The organism is Pedococcus sp. P2_E4 (assembly GCF_056403935.1).
In genome coordinates, this window is sequence record NZ_JBFUEO010000014.1 from 48,485 (window position 1) to 64,840 (window position 16,356).

Sequence of the window (16,356 nt, forward strand, 5' to 3'; positions counted from 1 at the left end):
CGGTGTGGGCCGAGCCCGGGTTGCCCCGGGGCTCAGTCCATGCGGTCCAGACCGAGCTCGGCGTCGTCGAGGCGGATGGCCTCGCCGGAGCCCGGGCCGAACACCGGGTAGTCGTACTCGTAGCTCGGCATGGTGTACATCGCGGCCTTCGCCTCTTCGGTGGGCTCGACCTTGATGTTGCGGTAGCGCGGGAGACCCGTGCCGGCCGGGATGAGCTTTCCGAGGATGACGTTCTCCTTGAGGCCCAGCAGCGGGTCGCTCTTGGCGTTCATCGCAGCCTCGGTCAGCACGCGGGTCGTCTCCTGGAAGGAGGCGGCCGACAGCCACGAGTCCGTGGCCAGCGAGGCCTTGGTGATGCCCATCAGCTCGGGACGACCCGAGGCCGGGCGACCACCCTCGGAGACGACGCGACGGTTCTCGGTCTCGAACCGGCCACGCTCGGCCAGCTCACCCGGGAGCAGGTCGGCATCGGCGGACTCGATGATCGTGATGCGTCGCAGCATCTGGCGGACGATGACCTCGATGTGCTTGTCGTGGATCGACACACCCTGCTGGCGGTAGACGTGCTGGACCTCGTCGACCAGGTGCATCTGCACGGCGCGCGGGCCGAGGATGCGAAGGACCTGCTTGGGGTCGATCGAACCCTGCGTCAGGCGGTGCCCGACCTCGACGTGGTCGCCGTCGGCGACCAGCAGACGGGCGCGCTTGCTCACCGGGTAGGCGTGCTCCTCGGAGCCGTCGTCCGGCGTCAGCATGATGCGACGCGTCTTGTCGGTGTCCTCGATGCTGACCCGACCGGTCGCCTCGGCGATCGGGGCCACACCCTTGGGGGTGCGGGCCTCGAACAGCTCGACGACACGCGGCAGACCCTGCGTGATGTCGTCACCGGCCACACCACCGGTGTGGAAGGTACGCATCGTCAGCTGGGTGCCGGGCTCACCGATCGACTGGGCCGCGATGATGCCGACGGCCTCGCCGATGTCGACGAGCTTGCCGGTGGCCAGCGAACGGCCGTAGCAGGCGGCACAGGTGCCGACGTGCGACTCGCAGGTGAGGACCGAGCGGACCTTGACCTCCTCGACCCCGGCGGCGACGAGCGCGTCGATGACCACGTCACCGAGGTCGATGCCGGCCTCGGCGAGGACGGTGCCGTCCTTGACCACGTCAGCGGCCAGGGTGCGGGCGTAGACCGAGGTCTCGACGTCGTCGTGCTCGACCAGCGCACCGTCGGCGGTCTTCTGGGCGATCGGCATGGTCAGGCCACGCTCGGTGCCACAGTCGTCCTCGCGGATGATGACGTCCTGCGACACGTCCACCAGACGACGGGTCAGGTAACCCGAGTCGGCGGTACGCAGCGCGGTGTCGGCAAGACCCTTACGCGAACCGTGCGTAGATATGAAGAACTCGAGCACCGACAGACCCTCGCGGAAGTTCGCGCGGATCGGTCGCGGGATGATGTCACCCTTCGGGTTGGACACCAGACCACGCATACCGGCGATCTGCCGCAGCTGCATCCAGTTACCACGCGCACCCGAGGACACCATCTTGTAGATGGTGTTGGTCTTCGGGAGGTTGGCCTCCATCTCCTTGGCGACCTCGTTGGTGGCCTGGGTCCAGATCTCGATGAGCTCCTGGCGACGCTCGTCGTCGGTGATCAGACCGCGCTCGTACTGGACCTGGACCTTGGTGGCCTTGGTCTCGTAGCCCTCGAGGATCTCGAGCTTGCGCGGCGGGGTCACGACGTCGGAGATGGCGACCGTGGTGCCCGAGCGGGTCGCCCAGTGGAAGCCGTACTCCTTGAGCGCGTCGAGGGACGCGGCCACCTGGACCTTGCTGTAGCGCTCGGCCAGGTCGTTGACGATCGTGGAGAGCCGCTTCTTGTCGACGACGGCGTCCACGAACGGGTAGTCCACCGGCAGCGTCTGGTTGAACAGCGCGCGACCGAGGCTGGTCTCGACCGTGAGGGACGCGACGCGGCCGTCCTCGGCCACCTCGGCGTCCTCGGGCAGCTCGGTGCCGGGGACGGGCACGAGGTCGAGCAGGCGGATCTTGACCCGGCTGCCGAGCTCGAGCTCGCCGGCGTCGAACGCCATGCGGGCCTCGGAGACCGACGAGAACGCGCGGCCGGAGCCCTTGCCGTTCTCGACCTCGGAGGTGAGGTGGTAGAGCCCGATGATCATGTCCTGGGTGGGCATGGTCACGGGGCGGCCGTCGGCCGGCTTGAGGATGTTGTTGCTCGAGAGCATGAGGATGCGGGCCTCGGCCTGCGCCTCGGTGCTCAGCGGCACGTGCACGGCCATCTGGTCACCGTCGAAGTCGGCGTTGAAGGCCGAGCAGACGAGCGGGTGGATCTGGATGGCCTTGCCCTCGACGAGCTGCGGCTCGAAGGCCTGGATGCCGAGGCGGTGCAGCGTGGGTGCGCGGTTGAGCAGCACGGGGTGCTCGGTGATGACCTCTTCGAGGACGTCCCACACGACCGGACGGGCGCGCTCGACCATGCGCTTGGCCGACTTGATGTTCTGTGCGTGGTCGAGGTCGACCAGGCGCTTCATCACGAACGGCTTGAACAGCTCGAGCGCCATCTGCTTGGGCAGACCGCACTGGTGCAGCTTGAGCTGGGGGCCGACGACGATGACCGAACGGCCGGAGTAGTCGACGCGCTTGCCGAGGAGGTTCTGGCGGAAGCGACCCTGCTTGCCCTTGAGCATGTCGGACAGCGACTTGAGCGGACGGTTGCCGGGGCCCGTGACCGGGCGACCACGACGGCCGTTGTCGAAGAGGCTGTCGACGGCCTCCTGCAGCATGCGCTTCTCGTTGTTGACGATGATCTCCGGCGCACCGAGGTCGAGCAGCCGCTTGAGGCGGTTGTTGCGGTTGATCACCCGGCGGTAGAGGTCGTTGAGGTCGGAGGTCGCGAAGCGGCCACCGTCGAGCTGCACCATCGGGCGCAGGTCCGGCGGGATGACCGGGACGGCGTCGAGGACCATGCCCTCGGGCTTGTTGGTCGTCGCCTGGAAGGCGGTGACGACCTTGAGCCGCTTGAGCGCACGGGTCTTCTTCTGGCCCTTGCCGGTGGCGATGATCTCGCGCAGCAGCTCGGACTCGGCCTCGAGGTCGAACGTCTGCAGGCGCTTCTGGATCGCCGCGGCGCCCATGYCACCCTCGAAGTACAGACCGAAGCGGTCACGCATCTCGCGGTAGAGGATCTCGTCGCCCTCGAGGTCCTGGACCTTGAGGTTCTTGAAGCGGTCCCAGACCTGCTCGAGCCGCTCGATCTGCTGGTCGGCGCGCTTGCGGATCTGGTTCATCTCGCGCTCGGCGGACTCGCGGACCTTGCGGCGCGCGTCGGCCTTGGCACCCTCGGCCTCGAGCTCGGCGATGTCGGCCTCGAGCCGCTTGGCGCGGGTGTCGATGGCGGAGTCGCGCTGGTTCTCGAACTCCTTCTTCTCGACCTCGATCTGCGCCTCGAGCGACGGCAGGTCCTTGTGGCGCTGCTCGTCGTCGACGGACGTGATCATGTAGGCCGCGAAGTAGATGACCTTCTCGAGGTCCTTCGGGGCGAGGTCGAGCAGGTAGCCCAGGCGCGACGGGACGCCCTTGAAGTACCAGATGTGGGTGACCGGAGCGGCGAGCTCGATGTGGCCCATGCGCTCGCGGCGCACCTTGGCGCGGGTGACCTCGACGCCACAGCGCTCACAGATGATGCCCTTGAAGCGGACGCGCTTGTATTTGCCGCAGTTGCACTCCCAGTCCCGGGTGGGGCCGAAGATGCGCTCGCAGAACAGGCCCTCCTTCTCGGGCTTGAGCGTGCGGTAGTTGATCGTCTCGGGCTTCTTCACCTCGCCGTGGCTCCACTGGCGGATGTCTTCCGCCGTGGCCAGGCCGATGCGCAGTTCGTCAAAGAAGTTGACGTCGAGCACGTGGTTCCTTCTTCCGTGTCTCTAGCTAGAACTAAGGGGTGGGTCGTGAGGAGAGGAGGTGTCCGCGTGTCCGCCGGTTGCCCGGTGCTGGCCACGCGGCACACCCATGCCTCAGACCTCTTCGACCGAACTGGGCTCGCGCCGGGACAGGTCGATGCCGAGCTCCTCCGCCGCGCGGAAGACGTCCTCGTCGGACTCCTTCAGCTCGATGGAGGTGCCCTCGCTGTTGAGCACCTCGACGTTGAGGCACAGCGACTGCATCTCCTTGATGAGCACCTTGAAGGACTCGGGGATGCCGGGCTCGGGGATGTTGTCGCCCTTGACGATCGCCTCGTAGACCTTGACCCGGCCCTGGACGTCGTCGGACTTGATCGTGAGCAGCTCCTGCAGCGCGTAGGCCGCGCCGTACGCCTCGAGGGCCCAGACCTCCATCTCACCGAAGCGCTGGCCACCGAACTGGGCCTTACCGCCGAGCGGCTGCTGGGTGATCATCGAGTAGGGGCCGGTGCTGCGCGCGTGGATCTTGTCGTCCACGAGGTGGTGCAGCTTGAGGATGTACATGTAGCCCACCGACACCGGCTCGGGGAACGGCTCGCCGGAGCGGCCGTCGAAGAGCCGGGACTTGCCGGTGCCGTCGATGAGGCGGACGTCGTCGCGGGTCTTGGTCGTGGAGTCCAGCAGACCCACGATCTCGTCCTCGCGCACACCGTCGAACACCGGCGAGGCGACGCGCGTGCCGGCCGGAGCCGTGCGGGCGTCCTCGGGGATGAGCTTGGCCCAGTCCGGGTTGCCCGCGATCTCCCAACCGCGGGAGGCGGCCCAGCCCAGGTGGAGCTCGAGGATCTGGCCGACGTTCATGCGGCCGGGGACACCGAGCGGGTTGAGCACGACGTCCACGGGGGTGCCGTCCTCGAGGAACGGCATGTCCTCGACGGGCAGGATCTTGGAGATGACGCCCTTGTTGCCGTGACGGCCGGCGAGCTTGTCACCGTCGGTGATCTTGCGCTTGTTGGCGACGTACACGCGGACCAGCTGGTTGACGCCCGGGGGCAGGTCGTCGCCTTCGTCCTTGTCGAACACCTTGACGCCGATGACCGTGCCGGTCTCGCCGTGGGGCACCTTGAGCGACGTGTCGCGGACCTCGCGGGCCTTCTCACCGAAGATGGCGCGCAGCAGGCGCTCCTCCGGGGTCAGCTCGGTCTCACCCTTGGGCGTGACCTTGCCGACGAGCAGGTCGCCGTCGCGGACCTCTGCGCCGATGCGGATGATGCCGCGCTCGTCGAGGTCGGCCAGGACCTCCTCGGAGACGTTCGGGATGTCCCGGGTGATCTCCTCGGGGCCGAGCTTGGTGTCGCGGGCGTCGACCTCGTGCTCCTCGATGTGGATCGAGGAGAGGACGTCGTCCTGCACCAGGCGCTGGCTGAGGATGATCGCGTCCTCGTAGTTGTGGCCCTCCCACGGCATGAACGCCACGAGCAGGTTGCGGCCCAGGGCCATCTCGCCACCGTCCGTCGCGGGACCGTCGGCGATCACGCCGCCGGCCTCGACCCGGTCGCCCTCGTTGACCAGGACGACCTGGTTGTAGGAGGTGCCCTGGTTGGAGCGCGCGAACTTGGCGATCCGGTAGGTGCGCGTCGAGCCGTCGTCACCGGCGACGGTCACGAGGTCGGCGGAGACCTCGGTGACCACACCAGCGGTCTCGGCGCGCACGACGTCACCGGAGTCGAGCGCGGCGCGGTACTCCATGCCGGTGCCGACCAGCGGCGCCTCGGACTTGACCAGCGGCACCGCCTGGCGCTGCATGTTGGAGCCCATGAGCGCACGGTTGGCGTCGTCGTGCTCGAGGAACGGGATCAGCGCGGTGGCCGCGGAGACCATCTGCCGGGCCGAGACGTCCATGAAGTCGACGTCCTCACCGGGGATGTAGTCGACCTCGCCGCCCTTGGTGCGGACCAGGACGCGCTCGTCGGTGAAGTTGCCCTTGGCGTCGATCACGGCGTTCGCCTGGGCGATGACGTGACGGTCCTCCTCGTCAGCCGACAGGTAGTGGATCTCGTCGGTGACCTGACCCTTGATGACCTTGCGGTAGGGGGTCTCGATGAAGCCGAACGCGTTGATCCGACCGTAGGAGGCCAGCGAGCCGATGAGGCCGATGTTCGGGCCCTCAGGGGTCTCGATCGGGCACATGCGGCCGTAGTGCGACGGGTGGACGTCACGGACCTCCATGCCGGCACGGTCACGGGACAGACCACCCGGGCCCAGCGCGGACAGGCGACGCTTGTGCGTCAGTCCGGCGAGCGGGTTGTTCTGGTCCATGAACTGCGACAGCTGCGAGGTGCCGAAGAACTCCTTGATCGAGGCCACCACGGGGCGGATGTTGATCAGGGTCTGCGGCGTGATCGCCTCGACGTCCTGCGTGGTCATGCGCTCTCGGACGACGCGCTCCATGCGGGACAGGCCCGTGCGGACCTGGTTCTGGATGAGCTCGCCGACGTTGCGCAGGCGACGGTTGCCGAAGTGGTCGATGTCGTCGACCTCGACCGGCACGTCGTCGCCGTTCTTGCCCTTGAGGGTGGACTCACCGGCGTGCAGCGACACGATGTACTTGATGGTCGCGACGATGTCGTCCACCGACAGGACCGAGGCGCTCAGCTCGGCGGCGACGCCCAGCTTGCGGTCGATCTTGTAGCGGCCGACCTTGGCGAGGTCGTAGCGCTTGGGGTTGAAGTAGAGGTTGTCCAGGAGGGTCTGGGCGGCCTCGCGGGTGGGCGGTTCGCCCGGGCGCAGCTTGCGGTAGATGTCGAGCAGCGCGTCGTCCTGGCCGGCCGTGTGGTCCTTCTCCAGGGTGAGGCGCATCGACTCGTAGTCGCCGAACTCCTCGAGGATCTGCGCCTCGGACATGCCGAGGGCCTTGAGCAGCACCGTGACGGACTGCTTGCGCTTGCGGTCGACGCGGACGCCGACCATGTCGCGCTTGTCGATCTCGAACTCGAGCCAGGCACCGCGGCTGGGGATGACCTTGGCGGTGTAGATGTCCTTGTCGGACGTCTTGTCGGGGGTGCGCTCGAAGTAGACGCCGGGGCTGCGGACCAGCTGCGACACGACGACACGCTCGGTGCCGTTGATCACGAAGGTGCCGCGCTCGGTCATGAGCGGGAAGTCACCCATGAACACCGTCTGGCTCTTGATCTCGCCAGTCGTGGTGTTCATGAACTCCGCGGTGACGAACAGGGGCGCGGAGTAGGTCTGGTCGCGCTCCTTGCAGTCCTCGATGGAGTACTTGACGTCCTCGAAGCGGTGGTCACGGAACGATAGCGACATCGAGCCGCTGAAGTCCTCGATCGGGGAGATCTCCTCGAAGATCTCCTCGAGGCCGGAGCGATCCGGCACGTCTCCACGGCCCTCGGCCTTGGCGGCTGCGACACGGGCCTGCCAGCGCTCGTTGCCGAGCAGCCAGTCGAAGCTTTCCGTTTGCAGCGCCAGGAGGTCGGGGACCTCGAGGGGTTCGCGGATCTTCGCGAACGACAGACGGCCTGAAGCCGTCCGTGCGGTGGACACAGTCTGAGTCGCGTTGCGCGAGGCAGCCAAGGAGGGGTCCTTCCACGGGCCTGTTGTTCAAATCGATGCGGCGTGCAGCCGATGCCGCGCCAGCCACCGGCAGCGGCCTCACCTGCGACTTCCGCCACGAATCCGTGCCGGAGGGCACGACGAAGGGCGGAGGTCTGAGAGTGGGGTCGACGACAGAGGGCAGCGCAAAGGAAGAGCATACACGCACAAGGGCAGGCTCGTCCAACCGTGTCCAGCCGGCCGCTTCGCGGCCACTGCACGGGAGTCCCTGACGCGCCGCAAGCGCGCAGTTTCACTCGACGCAAGAGAGGATGACGCCCGAATCGGTCCGCGTCAAGGCAATCCCGGCGCGTGGCGGCGGGGGACCCGCCCAACGACCTGCGGCGACACCCCCGTCAGGGGTGTCGCCGCAGGTCAGCGAGGGTGTGCCAGCGTGCTCAGAAGGCGTCGACCTTGCTGACCAACCAGCGCTCCCCGACCTTGGTCATCGTCGCGATGACGCGGTTCTGGTCCACCGCGGGGGTCTGGCTGTCGGCTCCCACCTTGGCCTGGTTGACGAACACGAGGACCTTCACGCTCGTCGGGGTGGAGCTCATGACGCCCACGTCGGAGGCCTTGGCCTGGACGACCGTCTGGTTCTTGACGGCGAGCGGCTTGATCTCCTGGTCCATCGCCGTGGAGAACTCGGACTTGAACGATCCGGTCAGCAGGGACTCGATCTGCGCCGACTGGGCGTCGATGGTCTTGTAGTTGTAGCTGAGCATCTGCTCGACGGACGTGCGGGCCTGGCTGGCTGCCGCCCGCTCGGCCCGGGCCTGGGCGCCGGAGTCCCGCAGGCTGACGCCCACGAGGGCCCCGAGCAGGGCGAGGCTCGCCACGAGGGCCGCGACGGGCGCGACCCAGCCCCGTGGCGGCACGAGGCGGCGGGCAGAGCTGTCACCAGCGGCGTCCCCCGCACGGCGAGGCGTGGTCCGCTCGGCGTCGGGCGCCGGACCTGTGGCCGGACGCCTGGCAGTCTGGACGGGCGCCCAGGGGGCAGAGACCGGTATGGCGCGGGTGCGCGACCGCTGCCCGGCCACCTTCGGGCGGGTACGGACCTTCGAATCAGCCGACGAACTCAAGGTTCTCTACCTTCCAGGCCTGCCCGACCTTCTGCAGCTCGAGGCGCATCCGGTAGGTCTTGGTCTCACCGTTGGGGACGGCGGTGTTCTTGGTGGGTGCGACGACCCCGACCAGGGCGACGGCCGAGTCGACGTCACCCGAGACGAGGGCCACCTCGCTGCGCTGCACCGTGGAGACGCTCTTGTTGGCCACGAGGACCTTCTTGAGCTCGTCGATCGAGGCGCCGTAGCTCTTGAGGAACTCGCCGGTCGCACCGGCCTTGACCCGCGCGGTGTCGGCGTCGACCTTCGTGTAGTCGACGGTCACGAAGTTGACCGCGAGCTGCTTGGCCGCCGCGAGGGCGTCCGCGTTGGCCTGCGCGACCTGGCGGTCGGCATACCACTCCCGGCCCTTGGTGGCCCCGAGGCCGACAGAGACGACGAGGGCCAGGGCCGCGACGACCCACACGACCTTGGGGGTGACCCGCAGGGCGCGCCTGGCGCCGCGGGCAGTGCTGGGGGTGGACGAGTCCGTGTCGGGCGCTGGTGCGTTCGGACGCACCAAGGCCTTCACCGCCCTCCCGGCGGGGGTGGTCATCGTGCTCATTGAGCAGCCTCCTTCATGATCCACAACCACGAGGACCCGCTGCTGTCACCTCCCGAGGGGGGCTGCGGCACGGACACGTGTGGTGTTGTCATGCTCAACGAGGCAGCCATGCCCGGGGATACGGGTTGGTCGCCGAAAGCCAGCGGCATGGTCGAGTTCGTGCTCCGGGAGGGCCCGGGGGCGTTCTGGGCGCCGCGGACGCTGGCGGCCGAGCCGCGCGGCAGGGTGCACCGCGCCGAGGTGTTGACCTTCGGCAGGCCCGAGAGCTGCGACGGGTCCGTGCGCTTGGTGCCGCCGTAGCCCTGCGTGCAGACGGGCGGGTCGTGCGCGAGAGCGAGGCCGAAGTGTGCGGTGCCGTCACCGGGGACCACCGTGTAGCCGCCGGCGATGACGTCGGGGTACGTCACGAGCAGCTGCTGGATGCCGTCCACGCGGGACGTCGTGACCTGCCCGATGGTGATGAGGTTGGCGATGAGCGCCGCGAGGTTGCCCTGGTTGTCCTTGATCAGCGTCTCGAGCTCCTTGGACGCGACGACGCCGCGGTCGAGGATCAGCCGCAGGTCGCCGTCGGAGGACTTGAGGGTCGCCGTCAGGTCGGCGAAGTTGCCCGAGAAGGTCTTGATGTCGCCGGCCGAGTCCCGCTGGGTGTCGAGGACGATCCGGCCGTCGTTGATCAGTTTGACCGTCTCGGGCAGGGCCTCGGTAGCGGACTTGGTCAGTGCGTCGCCGCTGTCGAGGAGTCGCTGCAGGTCCTCGCCGCCGTCGGCGAAGGCCAGCCCGAACTCGTCGACCACGGTCCGCAGGTCGTCCCGGTCGACCGAGTTGACCGTCTTGTCCAGGTCGAGCAGGAGGTTGTCGACCCGCAGGGGGAAGGCGGTGTCCTTGCGGGCGATCGTGTCGCCGCTCTTGAGCAGCGGACCACCTGAGCCCCGCGGCTGGAAGTCGAGGTACTGCTCCCCCACCGCCGAGCGGTTCTCGACGACGACCTTGGTGTCGCGCGGGATCTGCGTGCCGCGCTCGAGCTTGGCGTCGACGATGACGCCGTCCTTGGACAGCCGCAGCCCCTCGACCCGGCCCACGGTCACCCCGCGGTAGGCGACCTCGGAGCCGACGAAGATGCCGCCGGACTCCGCGAAGTCCGCGGAGACGTGGATCTGTCCCCCGACGACGCGGTCGTAGAGCCCGACGTACCGGGCGGAGAGCACGGACACGGTCAGGAGCGTGATGAGCAGGAACAGCGCCAGCTGCACCTGCACCCCGCGGCGGATCACGACTCGCTCCCGTAGAGCGAGCGCCAGGAGCCGTCCGAGGACGAGCCGCTGGAGCGGTCGGGGGCCAGGCACACCGGCGGGCAGAGCGCGCCACCGGAGGTCGACGAGCCCGAGGGCAACGGGGGGACCGGTGGCGGGGTGACGCCGGGGATGCTCGGGATGCTCGGGGTCGGCAGGGGCAGGCCACCGCCGCCGCCACCACCGCCGCCCGTCCCGCCACCGGTCGGCAGGCCGAGGCCGCCGAGCAACGCGCCCGGGTCGGTGAGGTCGACCTTCAGGTCGGCGGTCATGTTGGTGTAGTCGCCCCGCATGGCCGCGGTGGTGCCGTCGGAGAACGGGTAGGTCAGCAGCAGCTGCAGCGACTTGGGCAGCGCGTCCCCTGCGCGGGTCAGCTCCTGCAGGATGGGCCGGAGCGCCTTGAGGTTGGCGGTGGTGTCGGCCTTGCTCTGCGAGATGACCTGGGTGCCGACGGCCCCCAGCCGGCTCAGCGCCTGGAGCATCTGCACGAGCTGCTTGCGCTGGTCGGCGAGCACCTTGAGGCCGCCGGGCATGGCCTCGATGGCCTTGGCGATGTCGTCCTTCTGGGCGGCGAGCTTGGCGGCCAGCTTGTCGATGTTGTCGATGGCACGCACGATCTCGGACTTCTGCTGGTCGAGGCCGGTGACGAAGGTGTCGAGCTGCTTGATGACGTCCTTGATCTGCGCCTCGTTGCCACGCATCGCGTTGTTGAGCTCGGTCTCGATCGTCTTGAGCTGGGCGACGCCACCACCGTTGAGCAGCAACGACATCGCGCTCAGGACCTCCTCGACCTCGGGGTTGCGCCCGGTGCGCTCGAGGGGGATGTTGTCGCCGTTGCCGAGCTGTCCCTGCGGCGAGCTGGCGGGCGGCGCCAGCTCGACGTACTTCTCACCGAGCAGGGAGGTCTGCTTGAGCTCGGCCACCGCGTTGTCGGGCAGCTTCACCGACCGGGGCAGCCGCAGTGTCACGCGGGCGGTCCAGCCGTTGAGCTCGATCTGCTCGACCGACCCCACGGTGACCTGGTCGACCTTGACCGACGACTGGGGCACGAGGTCGAGGACGTCGGCGAACTCGGCGGTCACGCGGATGATGTCGCCGCGCTGGGCGGCGCCACCGGGCAGCGGCAGGTCGAACGCGCCCTGGCAGCCGCTGACACCGACCACGGCGGCACCCACGGTGAGGGCCGCAACGAGCCGGCGGGCCGGCATACGGGCGGGCGAGCCGGCCCACCCACGGAGGGCACTGGTCATCGGGACACCTCCAGGAGTCCACCGAGGGTCGGGTCGGCGCCGCGCATCTGCACGGTCGTGCCCTGGCCCTGGCCGCTCGACTGCGAGGCCGGCACGGCCGAGAGCAGGTCGACCGGCAGCTTGACGCCCAGGCGATCGAGCTGGTCGAGGAGAGCCTCGACCGGCTTGAGCGCACCCGTGACGTTCTTGCAGAGGGAGGCCGGCTGACCGCTGGCGACGATCAGGTTGCACAGGAGGTCGCGGGTCTTGAGGTTCTCGTTCACGTTGGCTCGGGTGTCGAGCGTGCCGGTCTTGGAGTTGTAGGCGTTCTGCAGGTTGCTCAGGGCGACCGGTGCGTTGGTGAGCGTCTCGGCGAGCGCGTCGCGCTGCTTGGCCACCGTGCCCGCGACGGCCGCGAGCTGGTCGATGCTGGTCGTGAGGCCGGACCGGTTGTCGTGGACGAAGGTCGACACCTCGCTGAGGGCGACCGCGAGGTTCTTCAGGGCCGCCGCGAGGTCGTCGCGCTCGCCGTCCAGCTGCTCCGAGACGCTGGCGAGGTCGGTGTTGAGCCGGCGCACCTGCTGGTCGTTGGTCGCGAGCATGCTCGTGAACGTCTGCAGGTTCTTCACCGTCCCGAACAGGTCGTTGCGGCCACCCGAGAGCGTCTCGAGCGCCTTCGAGAGGTCACGGTTGGTGTCGTGCAGGTTCTGGCCCTGCCCGTCGAGGTTCTTGGCGCCGGTGTCGAGCAGGTCCTGGAGGGCACCGTCCTTGTTGGCCCCGGTCGGCCCGAGCGCCACCAGCAGGTCGTCCAGGCTGGAGGAGATGCGGTCGAGCTCGACCGGGACCGCGGTGCGGTCCAGGCCGATCTCGGCTCCGGTGCGCATCACCGGCCCCGACGTGTATGCCGGGAGCAGCTGCACGTAGCGGTCGCTCACCAGCGAGGGGGCCACGACGGCCGCCTTGGCGTCCGCGGGCACCTTGTACTTGGCGTCGTACTCGAACTCGACCTCGACCTTGTCGCCCTTGGGGGTGACCGAGCTGACCTTGCCGACCTTGACGCCGAGGATCCGGACGTCCGAGCCGGGGAACAGGCCGACCGCGCGGGTGAACTCGCCGGTCACCTTGACGCTCTCCGAGCGGGGCCAGAAGGCGTAGGCGCCCGCGACCAGGGCCACGACGGCCAGCGCCGCGACGACCTTCGGGAGCAGGCCCAGCCTCGGCATCCGGGGCAGGCGGGCACCGATGGTGCTCAGGCGGGACATCACTTGCCTCCCAGCGCGACCGGGGTCGTGAGGTTCTGGATGTAGGTGTCGAACCAGCGGCCGTTGCCCAGGACGTTGGAGAACAGCCGGGTGAACGGGCCCATCGCGGCGATGGTGTCGCCGAGGTCCTTCTCGTGCTTCTCGAGCACGGCCAGCACCTTGGTGACCTGAGCCAGGGCCGGGCCGAGCTCGGCGCGGTTCTCCCGCACCAGGCCGGTGATCTGCTGGGCCATGGCGGAGGTGTTGGTGAACAGGGTGTGGATGGCCTCGCGGCGGGCGTTCAGCTCGACGAGCAGCAGGTCGGCGTTCTTGATGATCGACTCGATCGCCTTGTTGCGCTCGGCGATGGTGCCGCTGACGCTGTTGGCCGAGGCGAGCAGTCGCTTCAGCTCGGCGTCGCGCGAGGCGATCGTGCCCGACAGCCGGGTCAGGCCCTCCAGCGCCGCCTTGACGTTCGGCGGGCTGTCCTTGAACTCGGTGGCGAGCACCGTGAGGGACTTCGCGAGCTCGTCGGTGTCGATCTCCTCGGCGGTCGTGGCGAGGTCGGTGAAGGCGTTGACGATGTCGTAGGACGAGACCGTCCGCTCGAGGGGGATCTGCGTCCCCTCCTTCATCTGGCCACCGCCGGCCGGCTCCAGCGCGAGGTACTTCTGCCCGAGCAGCGTCTTCATCCGGACCGACGCGCCGGTCTGCGGGCCGAACTTCACCGGTTCGGTGACCTTGAACTCCACGAGCACGTGACTGCCGGCGAGGTCGACCTTCTCGACCTTGCCGACCTTGACGCCGGCGATCCGCACGTCGTCGCCCTTGAGCAGGCCACCCGCCTCGGAGAAGGCCGCCTTGAAGTGGTCTCCCCCACCGATGAGGGGCAGGCTCGAGACGTTGAACGCCAGGACCAGCAGGATGGCGATGACCAGCAGGCCCACGGCGCCGATCGGCACGGGGTTGCGCTCGCGGAACGGGATGCTCATGAGCACCTCGCTGCGTTCGCGCCGGGCTTGCCGACGGGCACGACCACGGCGGGGGCGCCCTTGGTCGCCGCCGGCACCGTGATGCTGCCGCTGAAGTCGCACATGTAGAAGTTGAACCAGGAGCCGTAGGTCGCGGTGCGGGTGATGGTGGCGATCTTCCCGGGCGAGTTGGACAGGAACTTCTCGATCGCCGCGGTGTTTCCCGGCTTGTTGAGGTTGGTGCTGAGGGTCCGCAGCCCGGTGATGTCGTCCTTGATGGAGGGACGGGTGACCTTGAGCAGGTCGGCGGTCTCGGCGGTCAGCGAGTTGATGTTGGTCAGCGAGGCGCCGATGGTCTCGCGGTCGGCGGCGAGCCCCGAGATGAACCGCTGCAGCTGGTCGATGAGCTGCTTGACCGCGGCGTCGTGCTCGTCGACGGTGCCGAGCACGGTGTTGAGGTTGCCGATGGTGCGGCCGATGACCTCGTCGCGGTCGGCGAGGGTCGACGTCAGGGACGCGGTCCGGGCCAGCAGCGAGTTGATGTTGCCGCCCTCGCCCTGGAGCACGCTGACGATCTCGCCGGACAGCTCGTTGACGTCCTTCGGGGACAGGGCCGCGAAGAGCGGCTTGAACCCGTTGAACAGGACCGTGAGGTCGAGGGCGGACTGCGTCTTGTCGAGGCCGAGCGTGGTGCCGTCCTTGATCGGGGCCGCCGAGCCCGCCTCCTGGGTCAGCGCGACGTAGCGCTCGCCGACCAGGTTGCGGTACTTGATCTGGGCACGCGTCCCCTGGGTGAGGACGCTGGTCTTGAGGACCTGGAACTCGACCAGGGCGTGCACCCGGTCGGGCGCGACCGCGATGTGCTTGACCTCGCCGACGCGGACACCGGCGATGCGGACCTCCTGCCCGGCCGCGAGACCGGTGACGTCCTTGAACACGGCCTTGTAGGTCGCCTTGTCGCCGAACTGCACGTTGGCTATGGTCGCGGCCAGCGTGCCCGTGGCCAGGAGGGTGACCGCCACGAAGACGAGGAACTTCACGAGGCTGGAACGAGTGCTCACTTCTGGTTCACCACGCCTCCGCGGAGCATCGGCCCCGCCAGCAGGGTCGTGATCGCCGACGGCGTCGCCGTTCCGCCACGGGACATGAGCGCGGCCACCAGCTCCTGTTCCTCCTGCGTGCCCGCGAGGCCGGCGTCAGCCTGCGGTATGCCGAGYCCGGCCTGACCGGCGAACATGCCGGGCAGTGCGCTGCCGGCGCTCGAGCCGCCGCGGGTGGTGCCGTCGTCGAAGTGGTTGCCGTGCCACGGCTTCGCCTGCGTGCCGAAGCGTCCCGGGAGCCCACGGCAGTTGGGGCCCTGGGTCTCACCCCAGGCCGGCTCCTCGCCCGGGTGGTAGCCCTGGCGCTGCGGCGTGGTCTCGATCGTGATGTGGAAGACCTTGTCCCGCCACGCCTCGTCGATCCGCGGGATCCAGTTGGTCATGGCTGCCGCGATGCAGGGGTACTGGGGTGAGTACCTCGCGAAGACCTCGACCGTGGGGCGCTGCACCTGGCCGACCCGGATGATGCGGTCGCCGTTCGCGTCGAGGAAGCTCGCGGTGGTGTTCGCGAAACCCGCGGTCCCGGCGAGGAACCCGGCGAGCTGGTCCTGCTTCTGGACGATCGTGGTGTTGGTGGTGATGAGGTTGGTGGCCGCGCGCACGAGGTCGGGCGCCGCCACGGCATACGTGCTGGCGAGGTCGGCGAGCCCGCTGATGTCGGCCTTGATGGCGGGCATGGTGGGGTTGAGCTGCTTGAAGTAGGTGTCGACGAGGACGAGGTTCTGGCCCAGCTGGGTGCCCCGGCCCTCGAGGGCGGAGGCGAGCGCGTTGAGGGTCGTGGCGAGCTTCTCGGGCTGGACGGTGCGCAGCAGCGGCAGCAGGTCCTCGAAGACCTTCTCGAGCTCGATCGCGACACTGGTGCGGTCCTGCGAGATGGTGTCGCCGCCCTCGATGTGGCGGTCGGAGCTGCCCTGCGGGGCCACCAGGTCGACGTAGCGCTCGCCGAACAGGGTCTTGGGCAGCAGCCGGGCCGAGACGTCGGCGGGGATGAGGTCGACCATCTCGGGCTTGAGGGCCAGCTCGAGGGTCGCCCCCTTGCCTGTCGTCCGGATCGAGCGGACCTCGCCCACGATGAGGCCGCGGATCTTGACGTCGGACGCCTCCTGCAGCTGGCTGCCGATCCGGTCGGTCTCCAGGCTGACCATAACGACCGAGGTGAAGACCTTCTGGAACGACGCGATCGACAGCCCGATCAGCGAGGCGACGACGAGGATGAACCCGACGCCGTAGGCACGGTCGCCGAGGCGCGACAGGAACCCCTTGGCAGGACCGAGCGGCTCGGTGACGGGCTCCGCGACCTGGCCGGTGGGGGTGGTGTGGGTGTCAGTCATG

At 68.7% G+C, this 16,356-nt stretch carries 10 protein-coding genes; all 10 read right to left on the reverse strand.

The window, feature by feature from the left end; genetic code table 11:
- Nucleotides 1-32: 32 nt before the first annotated feature.
- The 10 genes from AC1DV7_RS09130 to AC1DV7_RS09175 all read right to left on the reverse strand — a co-directional run bounded on the left by AC1DV7_RS09130 (nt 33) and on the right by AC1DV7_RS09175 (nt 16,355).
- Nucleotides 33-3,920, reverse strand: a complete 3,888-nt coding sequence (locus AC1DV7_RS09130) for a DNA-directed RNA polymerase subunit beta' (protein WP_477596735.1) — start codon at nt 3,918-3,920, stop codon at nt 33-35.
- A 111-nt stretch (nt 3,921-4,031) separates the two neighbouring features.
- Entirely contained in the window at nt 4,032-7,508 is a 3,477-nt protein-coding gene (rpoB, locus tag AC1DV7_RS09135; RefSeq protein WP_477596737.1) for a DNA-directed RNA polymerase subunit beta, read from the reverse strand.
- Nucleotides 7,509-7,924: 416 nt separating this feature from the next.
- Nucleotides 7,925-8,566, reverse strand: coding sequence for a hypothetical protein (locus AC1DV7_RS09140; protein ID WP_477596739.1), 642 nt, complete (start codon nt 8,564-8,566; stop codon nt 7,925-7,927).
- A 25-nt stretch (nt 8,567-8,591) separates the two neighbouring features.
- Entirely contained in the window at nt 8,592-9,194 is a 603-nt protein-coding gene (locus AC1DV7_RS09145; RefSeq protein WP_477596741.1) for a hypothetical protein, read from the reverse strand.
- Nucleotides 9,191-10,465, reverse strand: coding sequence for an MCE family protein (locus AC1DV7_RS09150; RefSeq protein ID WP_477596742.1), 1,275 nt, complete (start codon nt 10,463-10,465; stop codon nt 9,191-9,193). The genes AC1DV7_RS09145 and AC1DV7_RS09150 overlap by 4 nt, the downstream gene beginning before the upstream one ends.
- Nucleotides 10,462-11,733: an MCE family protein gene (locus tag AC1DV7_RS09155; protein WP_477596744.1), complete on the reverse strand. Its 1,272-nt coding sequence runs from the start codon at nt 11,731-11,733 to the stop codon at nt 10,462-10,464. The genes AC1DV7_RS09150 and AC1DV7_RS09155 overlap by 4 nt, the downstream gene beginning before the upstream one ends.
- A complete protein-coding gene (locus tag AC1DV7_RS09160; protein ID WP_477596746.1) occupies nt 11,730-12,974 on the reverse strand; it encodes an MCE family protein in 1,245 nt (414 codons plus the stop codon). The genes AC1DV7_RS09155 and AC1DV7_RS09160 overlap by 4 nt, the downstream gene beginning before the upstream one ends.
- Nucleotides 12,974-13,945: an MCE family protein gene (locus tag AC1DV7_RS09165; RefSeq protein ID WP_477596747.1), complete on the reverse strand. Its 972-nt coding sequence runs from the start codon at nt 13,943-13,945 to the stop codon at nt 12,974-12,976. Before AC1DV7_RS09165 ends, AC1DV7_RS09160 begins: the two co-directional genes overlap by 1 nt.
- The gene (locus AC1DV7_RS09170; RefSeq protein ID WP_477596749.1) at nt 13,942-14,985 is read right to left on the reverse strand and encodes an MCE family protein; all 1,044 of its coding nucleotides are present in this window, start codon (nt 14,983-14,985) and stop codon (nt 13,942-13,944) included. The genes AC1DV7_RS09165 and AC1DV7_RS09170 overlap by 4 nt, the downstream gene beginning before the upstream one ends.
- Complete coding sequence (locus AC1DV7_RS09175) at nt 14,982-16,355, reverse strand: MCE family protein (RefSeq protein WP_477596751.1); 1,374 nt, start codon at nt 16,353-16,355, stop codon at nt 14,982-14,984. Before AC1DV7_RS09175 ends, AC1DV7_RS09170 begins: the two co-directional genes overlap by 4 nt.
- Between the last annotated feature and the right edge of the window lies 1 nt (nt 16,356).

Excerpts from the sequence above, each read along its gene's own strand:
- AC1DV7_RS09160 (WP_477596746.1), bottom strand. The coding sequence starts at position 12,974 with ATGTCCCGCCTGAGCACCATCGGTGCCCGCCTGCCCCGGATGCCGAGG.
- AC1DV7_RS09165 (WP_477596747.1), bottom strand. The coding sequence starts at position 13,945 with ATGAGCATCCCGTTCCGCGAGCGCAACCCCGTGCCGATCGGCGCCGTG.
- AC1DV7_RS09145 (WP_477596741.1), bottom strand. The coding sequence starts at position 9,194 with ATGAGCACGATGACCACCCCCGCCGGGAGGGCGGTGAAGGCCTTGGTG.
- AC1DV7_RS09155 (WP_477596744.1), bottom strand. The coding sequence starts at position 11,733 with ATGACCAGTGCCCTCCGTGGGTGGGCCGGCTCGCCCGCCCGTATGCCG.